At 69.8% G+C, this 16591-nt stretch carries 17 protein-coding genes; 14 read left to right on the top strand and 3 right to left on the bottom strand.

Annotated features, from left to right (window positions below; all coding sequences use genetic code 11):
* Nucleotides 1-68 precede the first annotated feature (68 nt).
* Both V8J36_RS09715 and V8J36_RS09710 read left to right on the top strand, forming a co-directional pair.
* Nucleotides 69-1028 carry a GAF domain-containing protein gene (locus tag V8J36_RS09715; protein ID WP_336467093.1) on the top strand — a complete coding sequence of 320 codons (960 nt, stop codon included), beginning with the start codon at nt 69-71 and terminating at the stop codon, nt 1026-1028.
* A 75-nt stretch (nt 1029-1103) separates the two neighbouring features.
* Entirely contained in the window at nt 1104-1529 is a 426-nt protein-coding gene (locus tag V8J36_RS09710; RefSeq protein WP_336467092.1) for a bleomycin resistance protein, read from the top strand.
* A gap of 6 nt (nt 1530-1535) precedes the next feature.
* Here V8J36_RS09710 and V8J36_RS09705 read toward each other — a convergent pair whose 3' ends face one another.
* The gene (locus tag V8J36_RS09705) at nt 1536-2378 is read right to left on the bottom strand and encodes an AAA family ATPase (protein ID WP_336467091.1); all 843 of its coding nucleotides are present in this window, start codon (nt 2376-2378) and stop codon (nt 1536-1538) included.
* 181 nt (nt 2379-2559) lie between these two features.
* Between V8J36_RS09705 and dksA the strand changes: the two genes are divergently transcribed.
* The 8 genes from dksA (at nt 2560) to V8J36_RS09665 (ending at nt 10413) form a co-directional block, all read left to right on the top strand.
* Nucleotides 2560-2982: an RNA polymerase-binding protein DksA gene (dksA, locus tag V8J36_RS09700; protein ID WP_336467090.1), complete on the top strand. Its 423-nt coding sequence runs from the start codon at nt 2560-2562 to the stop codon at nt 2980-2982.
* Between the two features lie 178 nt (nt 2983-3160).
* Nucleotides 3161-4372, top strand: a complete 1212-nt coding sequence (locus V8J36_RS09695) for an FAD-dependent oxidoreductase (protein ID WP_336467089.1) — start codon at nt 3161-3163, stop codon at nt 4370-4372.
* 125 nt (nt 4373-4497) lie between these two features.
* A complete protein-coding gene (argS, locus tag V8J36_RS09690) occupies nt 4498-6240 on the top strand; it encodes an arginine--tRNA ligase (protein ID WP_336467088.1) in 1743 nt (580 codons plus the stop codon).
* A gap of 120 nt (nt 6241-6360) precedes the next feature.
* Nucleotides 6361-7488 (top strand): SPOR domain-containing protein, encoded by a 1128-nt coding sequence (locus tag V8J36_RS09685; RefSeq protein WP_336467087.1) that lies wholly within the window; start codon nt 6361-6363, stop codon nt 7486-7488.
* A 15-nt stretch (nt 7489-7503) separates the two neighbouring features.
* Nucleotides 7504-8490: a glycoside hydrolase family 3 N-terminal domain-containing protein gene (locus V8J36_RS09680; protein ID WP_336467086.1), complete on the top strand. Its 987-nt coding sequence runs from the start codon at nt 7504-7506 to the stop codon at nt 8488-8490.
* Between the two features lie 7 nt (nt 8491-8497).
* On the top strand, nt 8498-9298 hold the full coding sequence (locus V8J36_RS09675; protein ID WP_336467085.1) for a segregation and condensation protein A: 801 nt from the start codon (nt 8498-8500) through the stop codon (nt 9296-9298).
* Nucleotides 9299-9363: 65 nt separating this feature from the next.
* Entirely contained in the window at nt 9364-9966 is a 603-nt protein-coding gene (scpB, locus tag V8J36_RS09670; protein ID WP_336467552.1) for an SMC-Scp complex subunit ScpB, read from the top strand.
* 177 nt (nt 9967-10143) lie between these two features.
* Nucleotides 10144-10413, top strand: coding sequence for a DksA/TraR family C4-type zinc finger protein (locus V8J36_RS09665; protein ID WP_336467084.1), 270 nt, complete (start codon nt 10144-10146; stop codon nt 10411-10413).
* 29 nt (nt 10414-10442) lie between these two features.
* Here the strand turns inward: V8J36_RS09665 and ssb are convergent, their stop codons facing one another.
* The gene (ssb, locus tag V8J36_RS09660) at nt 10443-10985 is read right to left on the bottom strand and encodes a single-stranded DNA-binding protein (protein ID WP_336467083.1); all 543 of its coding nucleotides are present in this window, start codon (nt 10983-10985) and stop codon (nt 10443-10445) included.
* A 203-nt stretch (nt 10986-11188) separates the two neighbouring features.
* Between ssb and V8J36_RS09655 the strand changes: the two genes are divergently transcribed.
* Nucleotides 11189-11806, top strand: coding sequence for a lytic transglycosylase domain-containing protein (locus tag V8J36_RS09655; protein WP_336467082.1), 618 nt, complete (start codon nt 11189-11191; stop codon nt 11804-11806).
* Between the two features lie 140 nt (nt 11807-11946).
* Complete coding sequence (locus V8J36_RS09650; protein ID WP_336467081.1) at nt 11947-12459, top strand: hypothetical protein; 513 nt, start codon at nt 11947-11949, stop codon at nt 12457-12459.
* Between the two features lie 159 nt (nt 12460-12618).
* On the opposite strand, the gene V8J36_RS09645 is transcribed toward V8J36_RS09650, so the two are convergent.
* Nucleotides 12619-12831: a DUF1127 domain-containing protein gene (locus tag V8J36_RS09645; protein ID WP_336467080.1), complete on the bottom strand. Its 213-nt coding sequence runs from the start codon at nt 12829-12831 to the stop codon at nt 12619-12621.
* An 87-nt stretch (nt 12832-12918) separates the two neighbouring features.
* Between V8J36_RS09645 and V8J36_RS09640 the strand changes: the two genes are divergently transcribed.
* Together V8J36_RS09640 and glgX are read left to right on the top strand one after the other, a co-directional pair.
* Entirely contained in the window at nt 12919-14328 is a 1410-nt protein-coding gene (locus tag V8J36_RS09640; protein WP_336467079.1) for an aminotransferase-like domain-containing protein, read from the top strand.
* Between the two features lie 129 nt (nt 14329-14457).
* On the top strand, nt 14458-16515 hold the full coding sequence (glgX, locus tag V8J36_RS09635) for a glycogen debranching protein GlgX (RefSeq protein WP_336467078.1): 2058 nt from the start codon (nt 14458-14460) through the stop codon (nt 16513-16515).
* Nucleotides 16516-16591 lie beyond the last annotated feature (76 nt).

Below are 16591 nucleotides of genomic sequence, written 5' to 3'. Positions count from 1 at the left end.
AGGGACTGTTGTGCCGCGCCGGCTCGGCGCTATGGTCGGGGACCGGTGAAGAGGGGAGCTTCACGCCGATGACCCAGGCCCTGAGACGCGATCATGCCGAACTGGTGCGCGAGGTGGCGATGTCGCCCGCCGCCGGACGCTCGGCCTTTGCCGCCAGCTGGCGCCGCTCGCTGCTGCATCACCGCATCGATCCCGCGACCGGCGCCGCGCCCGACCGGCTGGGCGCGCAGGAGCTGCGGGCGCGGACCGAGGCCTCGGGGCGGCTGATGGCGGTGGCGCGGCCGATCCTCGACCGGCTGGCGCGGGCGGCGGCGGATGCCGGCTGCTCGGTGCTGCTGTCGGACCCCGAGGGGCTGGTGCTGGACGAGCGCCTGCGCCCCGCCGATGTCGCCGAATTCCACGGCTGGGGCCTCGCCCCCGGCGCGCTCTGGTCAGAGGCGGCCGAGGGCACCAATGGCATCGGCACCTGCGTGGCCGAGAAGCGCCCGGTGATCGTCTGGCGCAATCAGCATTTCCGCGCCCGCAACACCCGGTTGGCCTGCATGGGCGCGCCGGTCTTCGGGCCCGAGGGCGAGCTTGCCGGCGTGATCGACGTGAGTTCGGTGCGCGAGGACCTGACCGAGGCCTATGCGCGGCTGATCGCGCTGACCACGCAGGACGCGGCGCAGCGGATCGAGGCCGAGCTGTTCCGCGCCCGCTGGGCCGGAGCGCGCATCCTTGCGCCCGAGGCCGAGGGGACCGAGGCGGGCGGGCCCGTGCTGCTGGCGATCGACGCCGACGATCTGGTGGTCGGCGCCTCGCGCGCGGCGCGGCGCAGTTTCGATCTGTCGCCCGAGCGGCTGGGACGGGTGCCGGCGGGCGACCTGCTGGGCTTCGGCGCGCCGCAGGGCCTTCACGGGGCCGAGCGGGCCGAGATGACGCGGGCCTTGGCGCGGGCCGGCGGCAATGTCTCGGCCGCCGCGCGCGAGCTGGGGATCGGGCGCGCGACCTTCTATCGCAAGATGAAGGCGCTGGGGATCGAGGGCTGAGGCGTCTTTCCTCCGGGGCTTGAATGCGCCGCGGATCGCGGGCAGGCAGGGCGCATCGACCGCGGGGGATGCGTCTTGGGAAATGCTCTGGTGCCGGAATTCGCCGTGTCGGACTGGCAGCGGTCGCGGGCGTTCTACTGCGGGGTGCTGGGGTTCCAGTGCCGCTACGAACGGCCCGAGGAGGGGTTCTGCTATCTTTCGCTGGGCGAGGCCGAGCTGATGCTGGACCAGATCGGGACCGGGCGCGATTTCGACGGCGGCCATCTGCCGGAGGCCCCGCCGTTCGGGCGCGGGCTGAACCTGCAGATCCGGGTCGAAGCGCTGGCCCCGATGCTGGCGGCGCTGGCGCGGGCCGGGCATCCGCTGTTCCTGCCGCCGGAAGAGAAGTGGTACCGTATCGACGACCGCGAGGCCGGCAACCGGCAGTTCATGGTCGCCGATCCCGACGGCTACCTGCTGCGCTTCTTCGAAGATCTCGGCAGCCGCCCGCTGCGGGGCTGAGGCCCCTCAGCGCCGCTGCTGGCGGTCGAGGAAGGCCAGGCGTTCGAACAGCGCCACATCCTGTTCGGTCTTCAGAAGCGCGCCGTGCAGCTTCGGCAGCGCCGTGCGCCCGTCGCCGCGCAGGTCTTCGGGCGACAGATCCTCGGCCAAGATCAGCTTCAGCCAGTCGAGCACTTCCGAGGTCGAGGGCTTCTTCTTCAGTCCCGGCTGCTCGCGCAGGGTGTAGAAGCGGGTCAGCGCCTCGGACAGGAGCCGCTCCTTGATGTCGGGGAAATGGACGCGGACGATCTGGGCCAGCGTCTCGGCATCGGGGAAGCGGATGTAGTGGAAGAAGCAGCGGCGCAGGAAGGCGTCGGGCAGTTCCTTCTCGTTGTTCGAGGTGATGATGACGACGGGCCGGTGCAGGGCGCGCACGGTCTGACCGGTCTCGTAGACATGGAACTCCATCCGGTCGAGCTCCTGAAGCAGGTCGTTCGGAAACTCGATGTCGGCCTTGTCGATCTCGTCGATCAGCAGGACGACCTTGGCGGGGGCCGAGAAGGCCTCCCACAGCTTGCCGCGGCGGATGTAGTTGGCGACGTCATGCACCCGCGCGTCGCCCAGCTGGCTGTCGCGCAGCCGGCTGACGGCATCGTATTCATAAAGCCCCTGCTGGGCGCGGGTCGTCGATTTGACGTGCCATTCGATCATCGGCAGGCCGAGACCGGCGGCCACCTGCCGCGCCAGCTCGGTCTTGCCGGTGCCGGGTTCGCCCTTGACGAGCAGCGGGCGTTCCAGCGTCACCGCGGCATTGACGGCCACGGCGAGATCGTCCGAGGCGATGTAGCGGTCCGTTCCGGTGAATTTCATCCAGTTTTCCGACAAGCTGCGCCTTATCTAGAGGCAGAGCCTAGACGCGCCACCAAATCGCCGCAAGGGCGCGGCAAGGATGGTGACAAGCCGCCGCGCATTCGCTATGGAACGCGCCAAGGAGAGCCGCATGTCCCAGTACGATCCCCTAAGCGGTTCCGACGGTAAGGAGGAAGGTGAGATGAAGGCAGAGGTCTTTCTTCCCGAGGACTACCGCCCGGCGGAAGACGAGCCGTTCATGAACGAACGGCAGCTGGAATATTTCCGGCGCAAGCTTCTGGTCTGGAAGCAGGAACTCCTCGATCAGTCGGCAGAGACGCTGGAGGGCCTGCAGGACTCGGCCCGCAACGTTCCCGACATCGCCGACCGCGCCTCGGAAGAGACCGACCGGGCGCTGGAGCTGCGGACCCGCGACCGGCAGCGCAAGCTGGTGTCGAAGATCGATTCTGCGCTGCGGCGGATCGAGAACGGCGAATACGGCTATTGCGAGATGACCGGCGAGCCGATCAGCCTCAAGCGGCTGGACGCGCGCCCGATTGCGACGATGACGCTGGAGGCGCAGGAGCGCCACGAGCGGCGCGAGCGCGTGCACCGGGACGACTGAGCCGCGACGCACGAGCCGCGGCGGTGATCTTCGGACAGGATCTTGAGGCACCGGGGCCGCTGGCCCCGGTGTTTTCGTTTGCGGTGGTTTGGTTTGGGTGCGGTGCTTTTTCGGATCTGGCGGCGACGGGTTTGCGCGGGTGCCGCGTGAAACGCCGGACAGAGGGGACGACGGGACGATGATGGGCGGTCTGGACGGGCGCGCGGTGACGGTGCTGGGGGCGGGGATCGCCGGGCTGGCGGTGGCGCGGGCGCTGGCGCTGCGCGGGGCCGAGGTCACGGTGCTGGAGCAGGCGCCCGAGATCGGCGAGGTCGGCGCCGGGCTGCAGGTCAGCCCGAACGGCGCGGTGGTGCTGGGGGCGCTGGGGCTGTCGGCGCCGCTCGAGGCGGCGGGGCTGCGCGCCGAGGCGGTCGAGCTGCATGACGGGCCGCGCGGGCGGCGGGTGGTGCGGATGGACCTTGCGCGGCTGCGACCGGGCGAGGCCTACCGCTTCGTGCACCGCGCCGACCTGATCGCGCTCTTGGCCGAGGGCGCGCGCGATGCCGGCGTGCAGATGCGCTTCCTGCAGAAGGCCGACGAGATCCGGCTGGGCGAGGACGGGCCCGAGATCGTCACCGCGCAGGGCGCGCGGATCGCCTGCCCGCTGCTGATCGGGGCTGACGGGCTGCATTCGCGGCTGCGCGCGGCGCTGAACGGGGCGGTGGCGCCGTTCTTCACCCATCACTGCGCCTGGCGCGCGGTGATCCCGGCCGAACCCGGCGACCCCGCGGTGGCCGAGGTGCACATGGGGCCGGGGCGGCATCTTGTCAGCTATCCGCTGCGCGGCGGCAGCCTACGCAACATCGTCGCGGTCGAGGAGCGTCGGACCTGGGTCGAGGAAAGCTGGTCGCTGGCCGATGATCCGGCGAACCTGCGCGCGGCCTTTGCCGGATACGCGCCGCGGGTGCGCGGCTGGCTCGACCAGGTCGAGGACGTGAAGCTGTGGGGGCTGTTCCGGCATCCGGTGGCACGTGTCTGGCATCGGGTGGGGCAGGGGGCGACCGGGCCTTGGGCGGTGGCGATCCTTGGCGATGCCGCGCATCCGACGCTGCCGTTTCTGGCACAGGGGGCCTCGATGGGGCTCGAGGATGCCTGGACGCTGGTGCAGGCGCTGGAGGCGGGACTTGGCGGCGATGTGGCGGGCAGTTTGGGCGGCTGGCAGGCCGCGCGGGCGCCGCGCTGCGCCCGGATCGTCGATGCCGCCTCGCGCAATGCGCGGGCCTATCACCTGAGCGGACCGGTGCGGCGGGCGGCGCATCTGGCGCTGGGAACTGCCGGCCGGATCGCGCCCTCGCGGCTGATCGGGCGGTTCGACTGGATCTACGGGCATGACGTGACCCGGGCGGCGTGACGGTCGGCAGGTCGGGGGGGCCTGCGAGGCCCCCCCGCGTCCGGGTGCCCCTGCCGGGGGTGCCGCGCGGCATTGACGCCGCGGTGCCGGTCTGGCATCCCCCGTGCCCAGCAAGGGGATAGAGCATGAACCTGTTTTCCGACATCCGCGTCGCGGTGATCTCGGCGCTGGAGGCGATGGTGGCCGCGGGCGACCTGCCCGAAGGGCTCGACATGTCCAACGTGGCCGTCGAGCCGCCGCGCGATGCCGCGCATGGGGACATGGCGACCAATGCCGCGATGGTGCTGGCGAAGCCCGCGGGCCAGCCGCCGCGCGCCATCGCCGAGGCGCTGGCCGCCCGGCTGAGCGCCGACGACCGCATCGCGCTGGCCGAGGTGGCGGGGCCGGGCTTCCTGAACCTGCGGCTGCAACCGGGGGTGTGGTCGGGCGTGATCCGTGCCGCGCTGGCGCAGGGCCGCGATTTCGGCCGCTCGGCCATGGGCGGGCGCGAGAAGGTCAACGTCGAGTTCGTCTCGGCCAACCCGACGGGGCCGATGCATGTGGGCCATACCCGCGGCGCGGTCTTCGGCGATGCGCTGGCGGGCCTGCTGGACTTCGCAGGCTATGATGTCACCCGCGAATACTACATCAACGACGGCGGCGCGCAGGTCGACGTGCTGGCACGCTCGGCCTACGAGCGCTACCGCGAGGCCAACGGGCTGGAGCCCGAGATCCGCGAGGGCCTCTATCCCGGCGACTACCTGATCCCGGTCGGCGAGGCGCTGAAGGCCAGGTACGGGACCAGCCTGCTGGACAGGCCCGAGGCCGAGTGGCTGGCCGAGATCCGCGAGTTCGCCACCGCCGAGATGATGGGCATGATCCGCGAGGATCTGGCGCTGCTGGGCGTGAAGATGGACGTCTATTCGTCCGAGAAGGCGCTGTACGGCACCGGCAAGATCGAGGCCGCGCTGGAGGCGCTGCGCGCCAAGGGCCTGATCTACGAGGGCGTGCTGGAACCGCCGAAGGGCAAGCTGCCCGAGGACTGGGAAGAGCGCGAGCAGACCCTGTTCCGCTCGACCGCCTATGGCGACGACGTGGACCGGCCGGTGATGAAGTCGGACGGGGCCTGGACCTATTTCGCGCCCGACATCGCCTATCACTACGACAAGGTCAGCCGCGGCTTCGCGCAGCTGATCGACGTCTTCGGCGCCGATCACGGCGGCTACGTCAAGCGGATGAAGGCCGCCGTCGCGGCGCTGTCGGAAAACCGGGTGCCGCTCGACATCAAGCTGATCCAGCTGGTGAAGCTGTTCAAGAACGGCGAGCCCTTCAAGATGTCGAAGCGCGCCGGCACCTTCGTCACCCTGCGCGACGTGGTCGAGCAGGCGGGCGCCGACGTGACCCGCTTCGTGATGCTGACCCGCAAGAACGACGCGGCGCTGGATTTCGACTTCGACAAGGTGCTGGAGCAGTCGAAGGACAACCCGGTCTTCTACGTGCAATACGCCCATGCCCGCGTGGCGAGCGTCCTGCGCAAGGCGCGCGAGGCCGGGATCGACGCCGCCGACGCGACGCTGGCCGCGGCGCGGATCGAGGACAACACCCATCCGGCCGAGCTGGAGCTGGCGCGCAAGATCGCGGAATGGCCGCGACTCGTCGAGATCGCGGCGCGTTCGAACGAGCCGCATCGCATCGCCTTCTACCTGTATGAACTGGCCTCGGACCTGCATTCGCTGTGGAACCGCGGCAATGACGAGACCGCGCTGCGTTTCCTGCAGGACGATGCGGCGGTATCGCAGGCGAAAATCGCCCAGGCGCGGGCCGCGGCGGTTGTGATTTCCGCCGGCCTTGGTATCCTTGGCGTGACCCCCGCCGAAGAGATGCGCTAAGCACCCGACGCGCGGACAGGCTCTCACGCGCCCCGTCAGACGGGCGCGGGGACGAACGAGGCAGGCAGAGAGGCGGTGCGGGCTTGGCCCGAAGCCGTCCGTTGGGCGAGGCGGCAGGACATGGCGGCAGAGACGAGGGCCTTCGGCCCGGCGACCAGCAGGATCCGGCGCGGGTCGGATCAGCGATCGGCCAGCCATGCGCGGCTCGACCAGCCGAGCTATCCCCATCATTACCGCAACCCGCAGGCCGCCGATCCCGAGTGGGACGACTATGCCGAGGCGCCGGACATGCAGGGCCAGCCCTATGGCTACGGCGCGCCGCAGGACGACGACCAGCAATATTACCAGGGCTACGAGGCCGAGACCTGGCAAGAGCCGGTGCCGCAGTCGCTGTATGCCCAGAAGGCGCAGAAGCTGGTCAATGGCGCGGGCGCGCTGACCTCGCTGGCGTTGATCCTGGGTCTGGGGGTCTGGGGCTACAAGCTGGCGGTGCGTGACGTGACCGGCGTGCCGGTGATCCGCGCGATCGAGGGCCCGGCCCGGATCGCGCCGGAGGACCCGGGCGGCCAGCTGGCCGAGCACACCGGTCTGGCCGTCAATGACGTGGCCGCGACCGGCGAGGCGACCCCGACCTCGGACCGGCTGCGCCTTGCGCCGCAGCCCGAGGCGCTTGCCGATGCCGACCTGACGATGGGCGCGCTCGAGGGCGAGGCCTCTGGCCCGCTGACCGCGCGCGGCACCGTGGCGCAGATCGATCAGGTCGCGCTGCGCGGTAAGACCATGCAGGAGCCGCTGCCGGAAGAGGCCGCCGAGCCGATCCTTGATGCGCCGACCGTCTCGGGCATCGAAGGGGCCGTGGCGATGGCGATCCAGACGATCCCGACCAGCGTTCCGGGCGTGTCGAAATCGCTGCGCCCGCATGCCAAGCCCGGCTCGCTTCGGGTCGCGGCGCCGACCGCGCCGCCGCCGGTGCGCGCGGTCGATCCGGCCTCGCTGACCGTGGGCACGCGGCTGGCGCAGCTGGGCGCCTTCGAGACCGAAGAGGCGGCGAAATCGGCCTGGAACAAGCTGGCGCTGGAATACGGCGCGCTCTTCACCGGCAAGGGGCAGGTGATCCAGGCCGCGGAAAGCGCCGGGCGCAACTTCTACCGGCTGCGCGCCGAGGGGTTCGAGACCGACGCGGACACCCGCGGCTTCTGCGCGGCGCTGTCGACCGACATGCAATGCGTGCCGGTCACGATCCGCTGACGGGTCGGGCCTGAGATGACCGGTGCGACGATCCTTGGCTGCCTCGGCCCCGAACTGTCGGCCTCTGAGGCCGCCTTCTTCCGCGAGGCCGATCCCTTCGGCTTCATCGTCTTCGCCCGCAACCTCGAAACGCCCGGGCAGATCCGCCGCCTGACCGCGTCGATGCGCGAGGCGGTGGGCCGCGATGCGCCGGTGCTGATCGATCAGGAGGGCGGGCGCGTGCAGCGCCTGCGGGCGCCGCAGTGGCGCGAATGGCTGCCGCCGCTCGATCAGATGGCCGCGACCGGCGGGTCCGAACGCGCGATGTGGCTGCGCTACCGGATCATCGCCGAAGAGCTGCGCGCGCTGGGGATCGATGCGAATTGCGCGCCCTGCGCCGATGTGGCGGGGCCCGAGACGCATCCCTTCCTGCGCAACCGCTGTCTGGGCGAGGATGCCGCGACCGTGGGCCGCGCCGCCCGCGCCGCGGCGGACGGGATGCTGGCAGGCGGCGTGCTGCCGGTGGCGAAGCACCTGCCGGGGCATGGCCGCGCCACGGTCGACAGCCACAAGGCGCTGCCGCGGGTCACCGCCAGCCATGCCGCGCTGTCGGCCAGCGATTTCGCGGCCTTCCGCGCGATCGCCGACCTGCCGATGGCGATGACCGCCCATATCGTCTTCGAGGCGATCGACCCCGCGCGCCCCGCCACCGCCAGCCCCGAGATGATCCGCATCATCCGTGACGAGATCGGCTGCGACGGGCTTCTGATGACCGACGATCTGTCGATGGAGGCGCTGGAGGGCGATTTCGGCACCCGTGCCGCGAGCGCGATCGCGGCGGGCTGCGACATCGCGCTGCACTGCAACGGCAAGCCCGAAGAGGCTGCGCCCGTGGTCGCCGCCGCCGGGCGCCTGACGCCCGAGGCTGCGCGCCGGGCCGCGGCGGCGCTGGCTGCGCGGCAGGTCACGCCCATTGACATGGCGGCCGCAGAGGCCGAATTCTCGGCGCTTCTGGCGCGTTGAGGAGCCCATGGCCGAAACCGAATGGACACTGCCGCTGGCCCAAGTTCTGGGCACGAGCGTGGCCGAAAGGGTCGCGGCCGAGGCGCTGATCGTCGAGGTCGACGGCTACGAGGGCCCGCTCGACCTGCTGCTGGCGCTGTCGCGCAGCCAGAAGGTCGACCTGATGAAGATCTCGGTCCTCGAACTGGCCGAGCAGTATCTGCGCTTCGTCGACAAGGCCAAGGAACTCAGGATCGAGCTGGCGGCCGACTATCTGGTGATGGCGGCTTGGCTCGCCTATCTGAAATCGCGCCTGCTGCTGCCGCCAGACCCCAGCGACGAGGGGCCGAGCGCCGAGGATCTGGCCGGGCACCTCGCCTGGCAGCTGGAACGGCTGGCCGCGATGCGCGATGCCGCGGCGCGGCTGATGGCGCGCGACCAGAAGGGGCGCGACTTCTTCGAACGCGGCGCGCCCGAGGTGCAGGGGGTGACGCGGCGCACCCGCTGGACGGCCTCGCTTCTGGACCTGATGCAGGCCTATGCCCGGATCCGCACCCGCGACGAGTTCCGCCCCTATGCCTTCGACCGGCGCGACCTTTACACGATGGACGACGCGCTGGAACGCATGCGCGGGCTGATCGGCTTCGCCGGCGACTGGACCGACCTTGTCAGCTATCTGCCCGACGGCTGGACCGGCGACCCGCGCCGGCGGCGGTCGGCCACGGCGGCGACCTTCGCGGCCTCGCTCGAACTGGCCAAGCGCGGGCTGGTCGAGATAAGACAGTCCGACACCTTCGCGCCGATCAGCCTGCGCCGGAAAGACCCGTGACCAACGAACCCATCGCCCAACGCCCGTCTTCGGACGAGGAACGCTCGCTCTTTGCCGCGCCGCCGATGGGCGAGCAGGAGCGGATGGTCGAGGCCGTGCTGTTCGCCGCGCGCGAGCCGGTGACCGTGGCCGAGCTGGTGAAACGGCTGCCGCATGGCTGCGACCCGCACGAGGCGGTGGCGCATCTGATGCGCCGCTATCACGGGCGCGGCGTGCATCTGGTGAAGGTGGGCGACGGCTACGCCTTCCGCACCGCGCCCGACCTTGGCCACCTGATGGTCCGCGAGGTGGTGGAAAGCCGGAAACTGAGCCGCGCCGCGGTCGAGACGCTGGCGATCATCGCCTATCACCAGCCGGTGACCCGCGCCGAGATCGAAGAGATCCGCGGCGTCGCGGTCAGCCGCGGCACCGTCGACCAGCTGCTGGAGATGGAGTGGATCCGCTTCGGCCGGCGGCGGATGACGCCGGGGCGGCCGGTGACCTTCGTGGTGACCGAGACCTTCCTCGATCATTTCGGGTTGGAAAGCGCCCGCGACCTGCCGGGGCTGAAGGAGCTGCGCGCGGCGGGGCTGCTGGACAGCCGGCCAATGCCGGGGCTCGACCTGCCCGACGCGGACGAACCCGAGGCCGAGGACCAGACCGGTCAGTCGGAGCTCTTCGAGGACTGAAGCGCTTTGGAGGCAGGTCGGGGGGCTCGCGAGCCCCCCGCCGCCAATCGGTCCTCGAACCGATGGCGTACCGATCGGCGGCCCCCCCGCGCTCTGGCGTGTCGCTCCGGCGGGTTCGCTCTTGGCAGGCGCTCCGCAAGCGCCCATGTTGTGCGTCTGACACGTGAGGAGCGGGCGATGGCAGGCGGATGGGCGCCGGATGGCGCGGTGAACGACCAGATCGAGGCCTCGATCTCGGACGAGTTGCAACGGATGAAGGCCCGCCGCGCGCCGGTGGGCGAGAGCCTCGAGGCTTGCGCCGAATGCGACGAGCCGATCCCCGAGGCGCGGCGGCTGGCGATCCCGGGCGTCAAGCTGTGCATCGACTGCCAGAAGGGTCGTGACGCGCGCCCCGTGCTGCGCGGCGGGATCAACCGGCGCGGCTCGAAGGACAGCCAGCTGAAATAGCGAAAGGGCCCCTTGCGGGGCCCTTCGGGTCAGAACGGGATGTCGTCGTCGAGGTCCTGGCGCGAGCTGCCGCCACCGCCGGCACCGCCCGAGCGACCGCCGCCCGAACCGCCGCCGTAGCTGCCACCACCGCCGCCGCCGCCGTAGCTGTCCTCGGGCTCGTAGCCGCCGCCGTAGCTGCCGCCACCGCCGCCCTCACCGCCGCGGCCGCCGCCGCCGCCCGGACCGTCGAGCAGCGTCAGGTTGCCGGTGAAGGGGCGCAGCACGACCTCGGTCGAATAGCGGTCCTGGCCGGACTGGTCCTGCCATTTCCGGGTTTCGAGCTGGCCTTCGATATAGACCTTCGAGCCCTTGCGCAGGTACTGCTCGGCGATCTTGGCCAGCGGTTCGCTGAAGATCGCGACGGAATGCCACTCGGTGCGCTCCTTGCGCTCGCCCGAGTTGCGGTCGCGCCAGGTTTCCGAGGTGGCGATGCGCAGGTTGCAGACCTTGCCGCCGTTCTGGAAGCTGCGCACCTCGGGGTCGCGCCCGAGGTTGCCGACGATGATCACCTTGTTGACCGAGCCCGCCATCGGCGCCTCCCGTGTTGAATGCGTGTCGCTGCCCGAATCCGACGGGCGATCTGTGCGGTTAGACCACCTGAGGGGGCGCGCTTCAAGGATGACGCGGCCCCTCGTCGCAGCTCATTCCAAGGCTGGTCAGACCGCGCGGGATGTGCATACTGCCCGGCCGGGACAGGTCATCGACAGGACGACCAGTGGAGAGATCACGCGGTATGACCGGGGCGCGGGTTCCCGGCCTTGCGCCTGCGGCCGTTTTGGCCCTGGGTCTGAGTGTCGTGCTGGCGTTGCCGGCCGCGGCCGAGGGGCTGTCGGCGCGCAAGTCGACCAAGGGGCGGATGGCGATCTTCGCCAGCCAGGCGGCTCTTCTGGATGGCCGCGCGGCCCAGCAATACGAGAATTCGACCCGTTACACCCCGCATTACGACGTGGCCGTCGCCACGGCGATCCCGCGCTACACCGGCCGCTACAAGGGCGAGTACCTCGAGATGGCCCGGGCCGCGGCCCGCAAGCACAATGTCCCCGAAGACCTGTTCCTGCGCCTGGTGCAGCAGGAAAGCGGCTGGAACCCCGGTGCGGTGTCGGTCAAGGGCGCGACCGGGCTCGCGCAGCTGATGCCGGAAACCGCGGCGCGGCTGGGGGTCGATCTCTTCGACCCGAAAGAGAACCTCGAGGGCGGCGCGCGCTATCTGCGGATGATGTACGACCGCTTCGGCAACTGGCGCCATGCGCTGGCGGCCTACAATGCCGGGCCCGAGGCGGTGTCGAAGCACGACGGCATTCCGCCCTACGAAGAGACCGCCAATTACGTGAAGGTGATCCTCGGCGGCTGACCCGTCGTCGGCGCAAATTGCGGAGAATCCCTCCGGATTTGTGGCGTCTTCCGAAAAATCATGCCCTGTGAGATGATTTTGTTTCGTGATGTGCGCATATCACGAGGTCGAAAGTCATTTTCTTAGGGAGTTCAAGGGAGATGGGAAAGTTACTGAATGTGACTGGTGCGGCCCTGTTGCTCTGTGCCGCGCCTTTGGCGACTCAGGCGGCGACGGCGATCTCGTTCTCTGGCCTGTCCGGCGCGGAATACGACTCGGCCGGCGTCTATGTCCTTGGTGACGTCAACTTCACTGCGGACACGGACGACGGCGGCGGCATGGACGACATTCTGTTCCAACTGTGGGACGACTTCGTCGTCAAGTTCGAGACCACCTATTCGCTGGCCGTCGGCACGTCGGGCAGCTTCCATTTTGAAGTCTACTATCCCGGTCTGGTAGGGACCTCTGCACAGGGGGTCGGGCTTTACGTGACCGACAACGGCTTCTATGCCGAGTACATCGATCCCTACGACGTTCCCCACTATTCCGACCCCAGCGAATGCCAGGTCGACTGCGGACCTGCACCCGTGCCGCTGCCGGCGGCCGGCCTGCTGCTGGCCGGGGGGCTGGGGCTGATGGGCGCGCTGCGCCGGGGTCTGCGCCGCAAGGCCTGATCCGCGCAAATGCGGGCGGCCCCCGGGCCGCCCGGCACCGATGCGACGGGCTGCGCCGGACAAGGTCGGCGCAGCCGCCGGACACGGCACGAAAAGGGCCGGACCCTTAGGGCCCGGCCAGGAAGAGGGTTCCGTCAGGGGAGGCGGAGCCCCAAGCCGTCAGTCGATCCAGAAGGGCTTCGCGACCTCGTCGCTGACCGTCCGCGCATCGACCCCGATATCCTTCAGCAGATGCATGTCGAGCCGGGCAAGGGCTGCGCGCTGGCGGCGGCGCGCGGTCCAGGCCTGCCACACGGTCACGAGGCCGCTGTTCCGCCCCTTGGTCGTCGCCCGGGGCTTGGCGTTACCAGTGCTGATCGGAAGCGTCGTCATCTCGTCACCTTTTTGTGTTGATACAATCCCGTGTTTGCCGTAAGTGTAGGGATACAACTGCCCTGCGTATCAATCCAGAGAAACATTGTGACTGATACAACTTGGATTCCGGACCTGACACAATTCGACGGTCCGAAGTATCTGGCCCTGGCCCGCGCCCTGCGCGAGGCGGTGCGCGACGGCGACCTGGCGCAGGGCGCCAAGCTGCCGCCGGTGCGCGAGCTGGCCTGGAAGATCGGCGTCACCCCGGGCACCGTGGCACGCGCCTACACGATCGGCACCGACGAGGGGCTGCTCGAGGCCGCGGTCGGCCGCGGCACCTTCGTCGCCGCCCGGGCACCGCGCCTCGGCCCCAGCCAGTCGCTGCATATCGAACGTCCGCAACCGACGCCGGGCCGCGACCTGCCGGTCGACCTGCGCTCTCCGCAACTGCCCGACGTGGGGCAGGGTGACGCGCTGGCCGAGGCGATGGCCCATGTCGCGGGCAATCTCGGGCCGGACTGGCTGGAATACCCCTCTCTCCGCCGCGACCTGCCGCTGCGCGAGGCGATCGTGCGCTGGATGACGGGGCGCGATCTTGGCCGGATCGACGCCGATGACATCGTCTGCGCCCATGGCGGGCAATCGGCGATCAACATCGTGCTGCAATGCTGCCTGCGCGGCGACCGCCCGGTGCTGCTGGGCGAGGAACTGGCCTATCCGGGCTTCCGCCATGCCGCGCGGTTGAACCGGGCCGAGATGGTGCCGGTCGCGCTCGACCGCCACGGCATCCGGCCCGACGCGCTGGATCAGGTCTGCCGGCGCACCGGCGGGCGAATCCTGTTCCTGACGCCCGAGGCGCAGAACCCCACCACCGTGCGGATGCCGATGGCGCGCCGCGAAGAGATCGTGGCGCTGGCCCGCAGCCATGACATCCAGATCATCGAGGATGACTGCTATTCGGTGCCCGGCGTCAACGAGCCCAGCCTGCGGTCGCTGGCGCCGGAACGGGTCTGGCATGTCTCGTCGCTGTCGAAGTCGATCTCGGCGGGGCTGCGGATCGGCTGGATCGTCGCGCCCGAGGGGATGGGCGAGGCCGGGCGGCTGGCCGCGCAGCACAGCTTCTTCGGCCTCGCGCGGCCGATGACCGACATCGTCACCGACCTGCTGACCACCGGCCGGGCCGCGGAGTTGCGCGACCGGATCAACGCGGTCTATGCGCGGCGGCTGGAAATGGCGGTCTCGGCGCTGGCGGGCTACGACGTCAGCTGGCAGCCGGGGCTGAGCTTCCTGTGGGTGAAGATGCCGATCGGCTGGCGTGCCTCGACCTTCGCGCGCGAGGCGGAAAGCGCCGGCGTGCTGGTGCGCTCGGCCGACGAATACGCGCTGCAGGACGGCCACGCCCCGAACGCGATCCGCATCGCGCTGGCCGGCGGCATCCCCGAAGAGCAGTTCGCGCGGGCGCTGGCGGCGCTGCGTCGCCTGCTGGGCAACCCGCCGGGCGACCTGCCGGTCTGATGTCCGGCGTCTGATCTCTGGCCTCTGACGCCTCGCGCAAGGGGGCGGGCGGAACCCTTCCGCCCCCTTCGCAGTTGCAGCGACATCCGTGTCGCCGGCATCCCCGGCCTTGAACCCAGAGGCCCCTCCATGCGTGACGAGATCTCGTCTTCCCTCGAGTTCGACCCTGCCAACGCCCGCCCGCAGCGCCTTGGCGCGGAATATGACGGCGAAGGCACCAATTTCGCGCTGTTTTCCGAAAATGCCACCCGCGTCGAGCTGTGCCTTTTCGGCCCCGACGACCAGACCGAGACCCACCGGCTGGACCTGCCGGCGATGGAGGGCGGGATCTGGTTCGGCTGGCTGCCGCGGATCAAGCCGGGACAGCGCTACGGCTATCGCGTGCACGGGCCGCAATCGCCCGACGAGGGCCACCGCTTCAACCCGGCCAAGCTGCTGCTCGACCCCTACGCGCGCGAGCTGTCGGGCTGGCTGAAATGGGATGACGCGCTCTTCGGCTACACGATCGGCAAGTCGGACCTCGATTTCGACTCGCGGGATTCCGCGCCCTTCATGCCCAAGGCCGTGGTCACCGACCCCGATTTCGACTGGGAGGCCGACCGCGCGCTGAACCACGCTTGGGAAAAGACCTTCATCTACGAAGCGCATGTGAAGGGTCTGACCATGCGCCATCCGGGCGTGGTCGAGGCCGATCGCGGCACCTTCCGCGGCCTCGCCTCGCCGCCGGTGATCGAGCATCTGAAGCGCATCGGCGTCACCACGATCGAGCTTCTGCCGGTGCAGAGCTTCCTGCAGGACCGCCACCTGCAGGAGAAGGGCCTGTCGAATTACTGGGGGTACAATACGCTCAGCTTCTTCGCGCCCTATCGCAAGTATCTCGCCACCGGCGAGATGCGCGAGGTGAAGGAGGCGGTGAAGCGCTTCCACGCGGCGGGCATCGAGGTGATCCTCGACGTGGTCTACAACCACACTGCCGAGGGCAACGAGATGGGCCCGACGCTGTCGTTCCGCGGCATCGACAACGCCTCCTACTACGTGCTCTCGCCCGAGAACCCGCGGCACTGTTTCGACGTGACCGGCACCGGCAACACGGTGAACGTCGCGCATCCGATGGTGCTGCGCATGCTGCTGGATTCGCTGCGCTATTGGGTCGAGGTCATGCATGTCGACGGCTTCCGCTTCGACCTTGCCTCGACGCTGGGGCGCGAGGCCACCGGCTTTGAGCGCGAGGGGGCCTTCTTCGCCGCGATCCGCCAAGACCCGGTGCTGAGCCAGGTCAAGCTGATCGCCGAGCCCTGGGACGTGGGCGAGGGCGGCTATCAGGTCGGCGGCTTCCCCTGGCCGTTCCGCGAGTGGAACGACAAGTTCCGCGACGACACCCGTGGCTTCTGGCGGCGCGACGGATTGTTGCAGGCGATGCCGCAGCGTATCCTTGGCTCACCGGTACAATTCGCCCATAGCGACCGGCCGGCGACCTCGTCGATCAACTTCGTCGCCGCCCATGACGGCTTCACGCTGTGGGATACGGTCAGCTACGACAACAAGCACAATGACGCGAATGGCGAAGACAATCGCGACGGCCATGATCACAATGTCAGCCACAATCTGGGCGCCGAGGGGCCGACCGAGGACCCGGGCATCCTCGAGGCGCGGCGCCGCCGGGTGAAGGCGATGCTGGCGACGGTGCTGCTGGCGCAGGGCGTGCCGATGATCCTGTCGGGCGATGAGCATGGCCGCAGCCAGGGCGGCAACAACAACGCCTATGCCCAGGACAACGAGATCAGCTGGACCGACTGGGAGGCGATCGACGACGAGCTGGTGGCCGCGGTGGCCGACCTCGCCGCCTTCCGGATGGCGGGTGACGGGATCTCGCGCTCGCGCTTCGCGGGCGAAGACGAGGCAACGGAAGCCGGCGCGATGCAGCTGACCTGGCTGAACCTTGCGGGCGCGCCGATGGCCGAGGGGGACTGGCATTCGGGGCAGGAGTGCCTGGTGGTGCGCTTCGATCCCGTCGAGGGCGGCAGCATGGTCATGGCCTTCAACGCCGGCGACGATGCGACGCTGACCTTGCCCGAGGGCGAGTGGATCCGCCGGATCGACACCACGGCCCATCCGGTCGCGACCCATGTTCCCGAACAGGGCGAGGCCGGGATCGGCTGGCAGTCGGTGGTGGTCTGGACCGCCTGAGCCGGCGACAGGACCGAGACGGAGAGAGGGGGCGCTGCCCCCTCTTTTCGCTGCCGCGCAAATTCACCCCCGGAGT

Origin of the sequence: Frigidibacter sp. MR17.14, from assembly GCF_037095735.1 — a bacterium.
Taxonomy (GTDB): Bacteria; Pseudomonadota; Alphaproteobacteria; order Rhodobacterales; family Rhodobacteraceae; genus Frigidibacter.
The sequence above is the reverse complement of the archived record's forward strand: the minus strand, read 5'-3'. Positions and strand labels throughout refer to the sequence as shown.

Bases quoted from the DNA above. Each gene is read 5' to 3' on its own strand.
- glgX (WP_336467078.1), top strand. From the start codon at position 14,458: ATGCGTGACGAGATCTCGTCTTCCCTCGAGTTCGACCCTGCCAACGCC.
- V8J36_RS09695 (WP_336467089.1), top strand. From the start codon at position 3,161: ATGATGGGCGGTCTGGACGGGCGCGCGGTGACGGTGCTGGGGGCGGGG.
- ssb (WP_336467083.1), bottom strand. From the start codon at position 10,985: ATGGCGGGCTCGGTCAACAAGGTGATCATCGTCGGCAACCTCGGGCGC.
- V8J36_RS09650 (WP_336467081.1), top strand. From the start codon at position 11,947: ATGGGAAAGTTACTGAATGTGACTGGTGCGGCCCTGTTGCTCTGTGCC.
- V8J36_RS09685 (WP_336467087.1), top strand. From the start codon at position 6,361: ATGGCGGCAGAGACGAGGGCCTTCGGCCCGGCGACCAGCAGGATCCGG.
- V8J36_RS09705 (WP_336467091.1), bottom strand. From the start codon at position 2,378: ATGAAATTCACCGGAACGGACCGCTACATCGCCTCGGACGATCTCGCC.
- dksA (WP_336467090.1), top strand. From the start codon at position 2,560: ATGAAGGCAGAGGTCTTTCTTCCCGAGGACTACCGCCCGGCGGAAGAC.
- V8J36_RS09665 (WP_336467084.1), top strand. From the start codon at position 10,144: ATGGCAGGCGGATGGGCGCCGGATGGCGCGGTGAACGACCAGATCGAG.
- V8J36_RS09715 (WP_336467093.1), top strand. From the start codon at position 69: ATGACCCAGGCCCTGAGACGCGATCATGCCGAACTGGTGCGCGAGGTG.
- V8J36_RS09680 (WP_336467086.1), top strand. From the start codon at position 7,504: ATGACCGGTGCGACGATCCTTGGCTGCCTCGGCCCCGAACTGTCGGCC.
- argS (WP_336467088.1), top strand. From the start codon at position 4,498: ATGAACCTGTTTTCCGACATCCGCGTCGCGGTGATCTCGGCGCTGGAG.
- V8J36_RS09655 (WP_336467082.1), top strand. From the start codon at position 11,189: ATGACCGGGGCGCGGGTTCCCGGCCTTGCGCCTGCGGCCGTTTTGGCC.
- V8J36_RS09645 (WP_336467080.1), bottom strand. From the start codon at position 12,831: ATGACGACGCTTCCGATCAGCACTGGTAACGCCAAGCCCCGGGCGACG.
- scpB (WP_336467552.1), top strand. From the start codon at position 9,364: ATGGGCGAGCAGGAGCGGATGGTCGAGGCCGTGCTGTTCGCCGCGCGC.
- V8J36_RS09675 (WP_336467085.1), top strand. From the start codon at position 8,498: ATGGCCGAAACCGAATGGACACTGCCGCTGGCCCAAGTTCTGGGCACG.